Annotated in this window: 2 protein-coding genes; both read right to left on the minus strand. The window is 73.8% G+C overall.

The window, feature by feature from the left end; all coding sequences use genetic code 11:
• Positions 1-137: 137 nt before the first annotated feature.
• Positions 138-8,459 carry an amino acid adenylation domain-containing protein gene (locus AB0G02_RS21820; protein WP_360797253.1) on the minus strand — a complete coding sequence of 2,774 codons (8,322 nt, stop codon included), beginning with the start codon at positions 8,457-8,459 and terminating at the stop codon, positions 138-140.
• A 7-nt stretch (positions 8,460-8,466) separates the two neighbouring features.
• Positions 8,467-8,763, minus strand: a 297-nt coding sequence (locus AB0G02_RS21825) for a phosphopantetheine-binding protein (RefSeq protein WP_360797255.1), incomplete at its 5' end; no start/stop codon positions are given.

Here is an 8,763-nt window from a genome sequence, read left to right on the forward strand (position 1 = left end):
GCCGGGGGGGTTGCGGGTGCTGCCGTCCCGCGGGCCGGGGTTGCGGCGCCGCCGCCGCAACGTCCGCCCCGCGATGGCCAGCACCTCGGTGTGGGCTGCCAACGGCGGCGCCGCCGACGGCGGGATGTCCAACGTGGTCACGGTCGTGCCTCCCCGGTGTGGTTGCCCTGCACCCGGCGGAGCTCGTCCGCGACCGCCGCGCCGATCAGCGCCTGCGGCTCAGGGTGCATCATGTACTCGTGCCCGCACGGGATGCGGTGCACGCGGACCTCTCCGTCCACGTAGGACTTCCAGGTCCCGGCCAGCTCGGTGTTCTCGTCCTCGGACCGGTCGGCGGTCGCGGCGAACAGGACCAGGTCGCCGCGCAGGGTGGACGGCGTGAAGCGCTCCATGATCCGACCGTGGTTGCGCACCACCGCGAGCATGGCCAGCAGCCGCTGCTCCCCCAGCTCGGCCAGCGGGTGCCGGTCGCGGCGCAGCACCTCGACCACGTCACCGGGCTTGAGGTCGCGGCCCGCGAACTCGCGCCGGTCGTGCCCGATCTGCTCCATGACGCGCAGCAGCAGCTCGTCGGGGTTCAGCTCCTCGTCCTCGGTTCCCGGCCGGTGCGGGTAGCCGTCGAGGTCGGCCACCAGTGCGACCTCGTCGCCCCGCGCCTGGAGGCGCACCGCGATCTCGTGCGCCAGCACGCCGCCGAACGACCAGCCCAGCAGGTGGTACGGCCCCTCCGGCTGCACGGACTTCAGGTGCGGGATGTACTCCTCCGCCACCGCCTCGATCGACTCGGGCAGCGGCGCGAGCCGACCCACGCTGGGCGACTGGATGCCGTAGATCGGCACCTCCGGGTCGAGCGACCGGGCCAGGCCCACGTAGGGCAGGCTCGACCCGAGGCCGCTGTGCAGCACGAACAGCGGCGGCTTCGAGCCGGACGGCCGGATCGGCAGCACGACGGCGAACGGGTCGAGCGTGTCGTCGCCCCGGTCCAGCGCGCGCACCTCGTCGAACACCCGGGCCACCGCCGAAGCGCCCGCCGCGGGCGCGTCCTGCACCTCCGCGATCGACGCGAGCCCGGCCGCGGTCTTGTGCACGAAGACGTCCGCGATGGTGAACCGCAGCCCGGCCTTGCGCGCCCGGCTGACCACGCCGGTGGCCAGCAGGGAGTGCCCGCCCAGCTCGAAGAAGTCGTCCTCCACCCGCACCGACGGCACGCCGAGCACGTCCGCGAACACGTCGCACAGCAGCCGCTCGGCGGCCGTCGCCGGTTCCCTCGACGGGGTCCGGTCGGCGAACTCGGGCGCGGGCAGCGCCGCCCGGTCGACCTTCCCGTTGGTGTTCAGGGGGAAGTGCTCCAGCGCGACGATCGCGGACGGGATCATGTAGTCGGGCAGCACCTCACCGATCCGCCGGCGCACCGCGGCCGGTTCCGGCACCGCCGAGCCCGCGACCGGCACGACGTAGCCGATGAGCCTGCCGCCCGCGGCCACCACGACGGCGTCCGCGATCTCCGGCACGGCCCGCAGCGCCGCCTCGACCTCGCCCAGCTCGATCCGGAACCCGCGCACCTTGACCTGGTGGTCGCGGCGGCCCAGGAACTCGATCTCGCCGTCGGCGTCCCACCGGACCACGTCGCCGGTGCGGTACATCCGCTCCCCCGTCCCGGAGAACGGGTCGGCCGGGAACCGGTCCGCGGTCAGCGCGGTGCGCCCCAGGTAGCCGCGCGCCAGGCCCTCGCCGCCGATGTACAGCTCGCCCGGCACGCCGACCGGCACCGGCCGCAGCGCGTGGTCGAGCACGTAGACCTTGGTGTTGCCGATGGGCTTGCCGATGGTGGGCTTGCCGCCGTCCACCTCGGCCACCGTGGACCAGATCGTCGTCTCCGTCGGCCCGTACATGTTGCGCACGTCCTGCGCGTGCTCGCGCAGCGACGTCGCCAGCGCCTCGCTCAACGCCTCGCCACCGGTGAGCACCACGCGCAGCCGGCGCAGCACCGACGGGTCGGTCTCGATCAGCGACTGCCACAGGCTCGGCGTGGCCTGCATGACGGTCGTGCGGGTGTCGACCACGGCCGCGCCGAGCGCGATCGGGTCGCGCACCACCTCGCGGTCGGCCACGACCAGCGTCGCGCCGGAGACCAGCGGCACGAAGATCTCCAGGATGGAGATGTCGAAGCCGAAGGTGGTCACCGCGAGCAGCCTGTCGTCGCGGCTCATCGCCAGGCGCAGCCGCATGTCCGCGATCAGGTTGCGCAGCGCCCGGTGCGGGATCACCACCCCCTTCGGCTTGCCGGTGGAGCCCGACGTGTAGATGACGTAGGCCGGGTGCTCGGGCCGCAGCGGCGTGAGCCGGTCCCGGTCGGTCACCTCCGCCGCGCCGCCGCGTCCGCGCAGCACCTTGTCCACCTCGGGCGCGTCCAGGTGCAGCCGCGGCGTGCCGACGTCGGGCAGGTCCGTGCCGCTCGTGGTGACGACCAGCGCCGGTGACGCGTCGGCCAGGGTGAGCCGGATGCGGTCCGCCGGGTGGTCGGGGTCGATCGGCAGGAACGCGGCGCCCGCCTTGAGCACCGCCAGCACCGCCACCACCAGGTCGGCCGACCGGGGCAGCACCACCGCCACCGCGCGCTCCGGGCCCGCGCCGTGCGCCAGCAGGTAATGCGCCAGCCGGTTCACCCGCGCGTCCAGCTCCGCGAAGGTCGACGACGAGCCCTGGAAGACCAGCGCGGTCGCCTCCGGCGTGCGGCGGGCCTGCTCCGCGAACACCTCCGGGTACAGCGTCGACGGCAGGTCGACGTCGCTGCGGTTCCACTCCACCAGCACCTGGTGGCGCTCCGCCTCGGACAGCCACGGCAGGTCCGCGACCTTCGTGCGCGGGTCGGCCGTGATGGCCTCGACCAGCTCCCGCAGCCACCGCGCCAACCGCTCGGCGGTGGAGGCGTCGAACAGCTCCGGGTCGTAGGCCAGGTCCAGGTTGAGCCGGTCGGTCACGGACGCGCTGAGCGTCAGCGGCAGGGTCGTGTTGTCGACCGCGTCGATCTCGACCACCCGCGGCCCGGCGCTGTCCCGCTCGAACGGGTAGTTCTCGAACACCACGACGCTGTCGAACAGCTTCGTGCCGGTCCACGACTGGATCTCGGCCAGGGACGTGTGCTCGAACCGCCGCGACTCGCTCTGCGCAGCCTGCAACTCGCGCAGCCACGCGCCGACCTCGGCGGTGCCGTCCACGACCGCCCTGGTCGGCACGGTGTTGATCAGCATGCCGATGACGGACTCCACGCCGGCCAGCTCGGCCGGGCGACCGGACACCGTGGTGCCGAACACCACGTCGGCCTCACCGCAGGCCCGCGACAGCAGCAACGCCCACGCGCCCTGCACGACCGTGTTCACGGTCAGCCCGGCCCGCTGCACGGCGTCGTCCAGGTCCAGCGAGAACCGCACCGACGCGGACGCCTCGGCGCGGTGCGCCTGCGCGGGCGCCCGGTCGAACGGCAGCGGCGTCGGACCGTCCACGTCGGACAGCACGGACCGCCAGTGCGCCTCGGCCTCGGCCCGGTCCTGCGCGGCCAGCCAGCGCAGGTAGTCCCGGAACGGCCGCCGGGCGGCCAGCCGGGCGGGCGTGCCGGTGGTGATCGACCGGTAGTGCTCCAGCACCTCGCCGAACACCTGCCCGGTGCTCCAGCCGTCCAGGATCACGTGGTGCGACGACCAGACCAGCTCGACCCGGTCCTCGCCCAACGGCGTGACCCGCACCCGCAGCAGCGGTGCGGCACCCAGGTCGAACGGCTCGTCCAGCGGCACGTCCGACAGCGGCGCGTGCCGGTGCACGACCTGCACCGGTTCGGCCACGCCCTCCCACACCACGCTGGACCGCAGCACGGGCGTGCGGTCGATGACCCGCTGCCACGCCTGCCGCAGCGCCTCCGCGTCGCGCACGCCGTCGAGCACCAGGCGCATCCGGTCCACGTACGCGCCGGGCTCGACGAGGCTGTGGAACACCATGCCCGCCTGCAACGGGGTGAGCGGGTAGACGTCCTCCACGTCCGGCCTGGCGATCGCGTCGACCTGCTCCTGCGTCAGCGCCGCCAGCGGGAAGTCCGACGGCGTGCGGCCGCCGACACCCGGCTGCGCGCAGTGCGCCACGATCTCCCGCAGCCCGTCCAGGGTCCGCTCGGCCAACCGCCGCACGGTCTCCTCGTCGTGCACGTGCTCGGAGTACTGCCAGCTCAGCTCCAGCTCGCCGCCCTCGACCAGCCCCGTCACGTCGAGCAGGTGGGTGCGCGTCTCGTCATCCGCCAGGTCCTCGCCCACGTCGTCGCGCCGGGCCCGGTAGAAACCGCCGTCGACCACGTCGAACCGGCCGTGGTAGTTGAACGACACCGGCGGCAGCGGGCCGCCGCCGGGACGCCCGACGTCGAGGGCACCGAAGCTCAGGCCCCGGTGCGGCACCGCGCGCAGCGACTCCTTGACCGACTTGAGGGTGTGGTCCCAGCGCGTGCCGCCGTCGTCGCCGAAGGCCCGCAGCACCACCGGGAACTGGGTGGTGAACCAGCCGACCGTGCGGTTGAGGTCCACGCCGGGCAGCAGCTCCTCGCGGCCGTGGCCCTCCAGCGTGACGCTCACCGCGTCCCGCCCGGTCCACTCCGCCAAGGTCCGGCCCAGCGCGCTGAGCAGCACGTCGTTGACCTGCGTGCGGTACACCGGCGGCACGGCGGTCAGCAGCGCCTCGGTCGTCGCCCGGTCCAGCCGCACCGACACCACCCGCGTGGAACCGGCGGTGTTCGCGCCGTCCCGGTCCACCGGCAGCGCCTCGGGCTCGGGCAGCGCGGCCCAGTGCTCCCGCGCGTCGTCCAGCGCACCGGACCGCACGTGCTCGTCCAGCCGGTGCGCCCACTGCGTGAACGGCGTGCCGACGGGTTCCAGCGGCACGCCCCGGTAGGCCTGCTCCAGGTCACCGAGCAGGATCCGCCAGGACACGCCGTCCATCGCCAGGTGGTGCGCGGTCAGCAGCAGCTCGGGCCGCGCGCCCGGGAAGAGCACCGCGCGCAGCAACGGCCCGTCGACCGGATCCAGGCCGCGCTGCGCGTCGCGCGCCACCGCCTCGACATCCGCACCGGTCTCGACCCGGAACACGTCGACCTCGGTGTCCGCGACCTCCTGGGTCCACCGCCCGTCGGCCTCGCGGAACCGCAGCCGCAGCGCGTCGTGGTGCCCGACCACGGTCCGCACGGCCTCGCGCAGCCTGCCCTCGTCGGTGCCGGGCTCCAGCTCGACCAGCAGCGTCATGGTGAAGTGGCGCAGCGGTCCGTGCTCGGTGAAGAACCACCGCTGGATCGGGGTGAGCGGGGCGGGCCCGGTGAACACCGGCTCCGGCGCGGCCTCGGTGGCCTGCGACACGACCAGCGCCAGCTCGGCCACGGTCTGGTGCCGGAACACGTCCCGCGAGGTCAGGTGCAGCCCGGCCTGCCTGGCGCGGGACACCAGCTGGATGGACAGGATCGAGTCGCCGCCCACCGCGAAGAAGTTGTCCTCGACGCCGATGCGCTCGGCGCCCAGCACCTCGGCCCAGATGCGGGCCAGCTCCGCCTCGACCGGCGTGCGCGGCGCGACGAACTCGCCGTCACCGGTCACCTCGGGGGCGGGCAGCGCCGCCTTGTCCAGCTTGCCGTTCGGGGTCAGCGGCAGCCGGTCCAGCTCCACGAACGCCGAGGGCACCGAGTACTCCGGCAACGACCGGCGCAGGTGCTCGCGCAGGTTCGCGGTCCCGGTCGTGACGACGTAGGCGACCAGCCGGGTGTGCCCGTTGTCGGTGCGGGCGACGACGGCCGCGCCGGTGACGTCCGGGTGGGCCAGCAGCGCGGCCTCCACCTCGCCGGGCTCGATGCGGAACCCGCGGATCTTGACCTGCTCGTCGGTGCGGCCCAGGAATTCGAGGAGTTCCTCCTGCGTCCCGTTGTCGGCTCCGCCGACGGAAATCCACCGGACCTTGTCCCCGGTGCGGTACATGCGCGCGCCGGCCGGGCCGAACGGGTCGGCCAGGAACCGGTCCGCGGTCAGGCCGGGGCGGTTGAGGTAGCCGCGGGCCACCTGCGCGCCGCCGATGAACAGCTCGCCCGGTACGCCCACCGGCACCGGCCGCAGGTCCTCGTCCAGCACGTGCACGACCAGGTTGGCCAGCGGTCGGCCGATGACCGGGCGGTCACCCGTGATCGGGCTGTAGACCGCGTCGACCGTGGTCTCGGTCGGGCCGTAGAAGTTGTAGGCGCGCAGGCCGGTGCGCGCGAGGTCCTGCCACAGCGCGGTGCCGATCGCCTCGCCGCCCAGCAGCAGGATGCGCGGGCCGCGCCCGTGGCCGAGCAGGCCGGCGGACAGCAGCTCCCGCACGTAGGTCGGCGGCAGGTCGAGCAGGTCGATGCCGCGGCTCTCGGCGTAGTCCAGGAGCCGGACGGCGTCGAGCCGCACGTCGTCGGTGAGCACGTGCAGCTCGTGGCCGTCGGCCATCAGCAGCACGCCCTCCCAGGACGTGTCGAAGGAGAACACGGCGGACAGCGCGACGCGCAGCCGTTCGCCGGAGAACTCCTCGCGGTGGTGGTGCAGCAGGTTGACCAGCTGCCGGTGCTCGACCACCACGCCCTTGGGCCTGCCGGTCGAACCGGACGTGTAGATCACGTACGCGGCGTGGTCGGGCCGCGGGGACACCTCCGGCGCGGTCGAGGGCAGACCGGTGGTGTCGACCGGCGCGTCGAGCACCCGCACCGCGCCGGAGTCCTCCAGCAGGTAGCGCCGGCGCTCCTCGGGCAGCCCGGGGTCGACCGGCAGGTACACCGCGCCCGCCTTGAGGATGCCGAGGATGCCGACGACCCAGTCGACCCCGCGCGGCAGCGACAGCGCGACGACCTGCTCCGGCCGCACGCCGTCGTCGAGCAGGTGGTGGGCGAGCCGGTTGGCGCGGTCCTCGACCTCCGCGAACGTGAGCGCGGTGTCCTCGCAGACCAGCGCGGTGGCGTCCGGGGTGCGGCGGGCCTGCGCGGCGAACAGCTCCGGCAGGGTGGTGTCCGGGACGTCGAGCACGCGTCCCCGGCCGTCCGGCTCGTCCCCGAGCAGCAGCGACAGCTCCGCCACCGGCCGGTGCGGGTCGGCGGTGATCCCGGCCAGCAGCACCAGCAGGTGCTGGGCCATCCGGTCGATCGTGGCCGCGTCGAACAGGGCGGTGCTGTACTCGACGAGCCCGTGGATGCCGTCGTCGGTCCGGGTGAAGTCGACGCTCAGGTCGAAGATCGCCCGGTCGCGGGTGAGGGCGTGCTCCTCGACCGCCAGGCCGGGCAGCTCGGGCAGCGCGCCGCCCACGTCCTGCAACGACACCATCACGTCGAACAGCGGCGACCGGCTCGGGTCGCGGGACGCGCCGACGGCCTCCACCACCCGGTCGAACGGCACGTCGCCGTGCGCGAACGCGTCCAGCGCGGTCCGGTTGACCTCGGCCAGGAACTCCGCGAACGACCGGGAGGTGTCCACAGTGGACCGGAGGACGACTGTGCCGACCAGGAAGCCGACCAGACCGGCCAGCTCCGGGCGCTCGCGCCCGCTGGTGACCGTGCCGATCGCGATGTCGTCCTGGCCGGAGTAGCGGGCCAGCAGCAGCTGGCAGGCGGCCGTGAGCGTGGTAAACAGCGTGGTCTCGTTGACCCGGGACAGCTCGACCAGGTCGTGCGCCAGCCGGGCGGGCACCACGAACTCGTGCGTGGCGCCGGCCGACGAGCGCTCCGCGGGGCGGGGCCGGTCGGTGGGCAGCTCCAGCGGCACGACACCGGCGAGCCGGTCGACCCAGAAGCCGGTGTCGACCGGACGGCCGCGCTGCCAGACGGCGTAGTCGGCGTACTGCAGGGCGGGCGGTTCGAGGGTCTCGCCGCGGTACAGCGCGCCCAGCTCCCCGGCCAGCAACCCCAGCGACCAGCCGTCCACGACGATGTGGTGCGAGGTCAGCAGCAGCACGTGCGCGTCGTCGCGTTCGGTGAGCAGCGGGGCCCGGAAGAGAGAGGCCCGGAACAGCGGGCCCTCCCGCAGGTCGAACGGCCGGTCCAGCTCCGCGTGCAGGTCGTCGGTGTCGGTGAGGTCGAAGTCGCGGTACTCGTGCACCACCTGCACCGGGTGGCCGTCGACCTGGTCGAACGTCGTGCGCAGCGACTCGTGCCTGCGCACCAGTCCGCGCACCGCCGCGGTCAGCCGGTCGCGGTCGAGCGGACCGGTGAGCCGGAACGCGATGGCGCTGGTGTACTCGGTGCTCCCCGGCTCGAACTGGGCGAGGAACCACAGCCGCTGCTGCCCCGCGGACAGCGGCAGGGGCTGGTCGCGCGGAGCGGGCGGGATCACGTCGACGCGGGGCGCGGCCCGGCCGGCCAGCCGGGCGCGGAGTCTCTCGCGCAGGTGCTCCGGCAACGCGGAGATGCGGTCGTCCTTGGACGTGGTCATGTCGGGGTCACGCCTCCGTGTCGGCAGCGAGGGCTTCGAGGTCCGCGAGTACCAGTTCCTCGACCAGTTCGGCCAGGGAGGAGACGGTGCGGGCGGTGAGGACGTCGCGCGGGGAGAGGTCGACGCCGAACGCCGCCTTGGTGCGGGACGTGATGTGCAGGCTGCGGATCGAGTCGCCGCCGAGGGTGAAGAAGCTGTCGTCCACGCCGACCTGGTCGACGCCGAGCACCTCGGCCCAGATGGACGCGATCGCCTCTTCGGTTTCCGTGCGGGGGGCCACGTACTCGCTGGACGTGACCGCGTC

It is taken from the genome of Actinosynnema sp. NPDC023658 (assembly GCF_040639995.1).
Lineage (GTDB): Bacteria > Actinomycetota > Actinomycetes > Mycobacteriales > Pseudonocardiaceae > Actinosynnema.

Excerpts from the sequence above, each read along its gene's own strand:
- AB0G02_RS21820 (WP_360797253.1), bottom strand. The coding sequence starts at position 8,459 with ATGACCACGTCCAAGGACGACCGCATCTCCGCGTTGCCGGAGCACCTG.